We start from the raw sequence: 2658 nt of genomic DNA, 5'->3' as shown, positions 1-2658 counted from the left end.
CGCACCCCCTGTGGCTCACTTTTACTTCGGCGCGGACACTCTCTCGACCGACTCATGTTGATTTCCTTGACCGTGGGTTCAGTGCTCAGATCGTGACTTCGGCGGCGTGACATCTCCGTGAGGCTTGGGCCAGCTCTATCCAAGGCGGCATATCTCCTGCCATGTTGGTCGACTCAGTGCAAGGTGTCTGTTCGGTTTCCGCTGACATGCCTTCGGCATCTGGAGTGGCGATGGGCGCTAAGTCCCTATCGCACCGTGGGCTGGCTGTTCACTCTAGGTACTTACGCTATGACCGGATTTTTTGGCATCCATTTTGCGTAGTTGATAGGCAGGCGATGAAACCGTCAGATGCGCCCTGACCTACAACACCCGACGAGGAGACAGACAGTGGAAACGTTTTACGAGGTCATGCGCCGCAAAGGCATTTCGCGTCGCAGCTACCTGAAGTATTGCTCGCTCACCGCCACCTCGTTGGGGCTGGCCCCCTCTTTTGTGCCGCAGATTGCGCACGCCATGGAAAACAAACCCCGTACGCCGGTGCTCTGGCTGCATGGTCTGGAGTGCACCTGCTGCACCGAGTCCTTCATTCGTTCGGCTCACCCACTGGCCAAGGACGTGGTGCTCTCCATGATCTCCCTGGACTACGACGACACGCTGATGGCGGCCGCCGGCCATCAGGCTGAGGCCATCCTGGAGGAGATCATGACCAAATACAAGGGTCAGTACATCCTCGCAGTGGAGGGAAATCCGCCGCTGAACGAAGACGGCATGTTTTGCATCCAATCGGGCAAGCCGTTCTTAGAAAAGCTCAAGCATGTGGCCAAGGATGCGAAGGCCATCATCGCCTGGGGTTCATGCGCTTCGTGGGGTTGCGTACAAGCCGCCAAGCCCAACCCCACACAAGCAACCCCGATCCACAAGGTCATCACGGACAAGCCCATCATCAAGGTGCCAGGTTGCCCGCCTATTGCCGAGGTGATGACGGGCGTGATCACCTACATGCTGACGTTCGACCGCATCCCCGAACTCGACCGTCAGGGCCGCCCGAAGATGTTCTACAGCCAGCGCATCCATGACAAGTGCTACCGCCGCCCGCACTTCGACGCCGGGCAGTTCGTTGAAGCTTTTGACGACGAATTCGCACGCAGGGGCTATTGTCTCTACAAGGTCGGCTGCAAGGGCCCGACCACTTACAACGCTTGCTCCACCGTGATGTGGAACGAAGGTACGAGCTTCCCGATTAAGTCCGGCCATGGCTGTATCGGCTGTTCCGAAGACGGCTTCTGGGACAAGGGATCGTTTTACGACCGCCTCACCACCATTCACCAGTTTGGCGTCGAAGGCACGGCCGACCAGATCGGAGGAACGGCCGCAGTCGTCGTTGGCGCCACCGTTGCGGCTCACGCAGCGGTCTCGGTGGCTAAGCGGGTCCGCGACAAGTCCAAAGATAAAGCCAATACCCAAACCCCCGCCTGAAGCACAGCCTGGCGCAACACGAGGACAAGATCATGGGTGCATACCAAACTCAGGGCTTTACGATGGACAACACCGGGCGTCGCATCGTCGTCGATCCGGTCACCCGCATCGAGGGTCACATGCGCTGCGAGGTCAATCTCGACAGCAACAACATAATTCGCAACGCAGTTTCTACCGGCACCATGTGGCGTGGGCTGGAGGTAATTCTCAAGGGGCGCGATCCGCGCGATGCCTGGGCTTTCGTCGAGCGTATCTGTGGCGTCTGCACCGGTTGCCACGCGCTGGCTAGCGTGCGCGCAGTGGAAGACGCGCTGCACATCAAGATTCCGCACAACGCCCACCTCATACGCGAGATCATGGCCAAGACCTTGCAGGTGCACGACCACGCGGTGCACTTCTACCACCTGCATGCACTCGACTGGGTGGACGTCGTGTCCTGCTTGCAAGCCGACCCAAAGAAAACAAGCGAGTTGCAGCAGATGGTCTCGCCCAGTCACCCGCTTTCCTCGCCTGGCTATTTCCGCGACGTACAGAACCGTTTAAAGAAGTTTGTCGAAAGCGGACAACTTGGGCCGTTTGCCAACGGCTATTGGGGCAGCAAGGCCTATGTGTTGCCGCCCGAAGCAAACCTAATGGCTGTTACCCATTACCTCGAGGCGCTTGATCTACAAAAGGAATGGGTCAAAGTACACACCATCTTTGGGGGCAAAAACCCGCATCCCAACTACTTGGTGGGTGGTGTGCCTTGCGCTATCAACATCGATGGCAATGGCGCGGCAGGCGCACCGATCAATATGGAGCGGCTTAACTTTGTGCAGGCACGCATCCAGGAGATGATCGAATTCAATAACAATGTGTACGTGCCTGACGTTCTGGCCATCGGCACCATCTATAAGCAGCACGGCTGGCTCTACGGCGGTGGCCTATCGGCGACCAATGTGGCCGACTATGGCACCTACGAGAAAATCCCTTACGACACCAGTACCCATCAGCTACCTGGTGGCGTGATTCTCAACGGCAACTGGAATGAAATCCTGCCGATTGACCCGCGCGACCCCGAACAGGTGCAGGAATTTGTAAACCACAGCTGGTACAAGTACGCCGACGAAAGCAAGGGCTTGCACCCATGGGACGGTGTAACTGAAGCCAACTATCACCCCGAAGGCCCGAACTTCAAGGGCG

The 2658-nt window shown here is 57.9% G+C and carries 2 protein-coding genes; both read left to right on the top strand.

What is annotated here, in order from left to right:
• Nucleotides 1–387 precede the first annotated feature (387 nt).
• A complete protein-coding gene (locus NFX52_RS13045; RefSeq protein WP_055394211.1) occupies nt 388–1476 on the top strand; it encodes a hydrogenase small subunit in 1089 nt (362 codons plus the stop codon).
• 32 nt (nt 1477–1508) lie between these two features.
• A partial coding sequence (locus NFX52_RS13040) for a nickel-dependent hydrogenase large subunit (protein ID WP_252635670.1) occupies nt 1509–2658 on the top strand: 1150 nt, incomplete at its 3' end.

This window comes from Acidovorax facilis, from assembly GCF_023913775.1.
Classification (GTDB): Bacteria; Pseudomonadota; Gammaproteobacteria; order Burkholderiales; family Burkholderiaceae_C; genus Acidovorax; species Acidovorax facilis.
The sequence above is the reverse complement of the archived record's forward strand: the minus strand, read 5'-3'. Positions and strand labels throughout refer to the sequence as shown.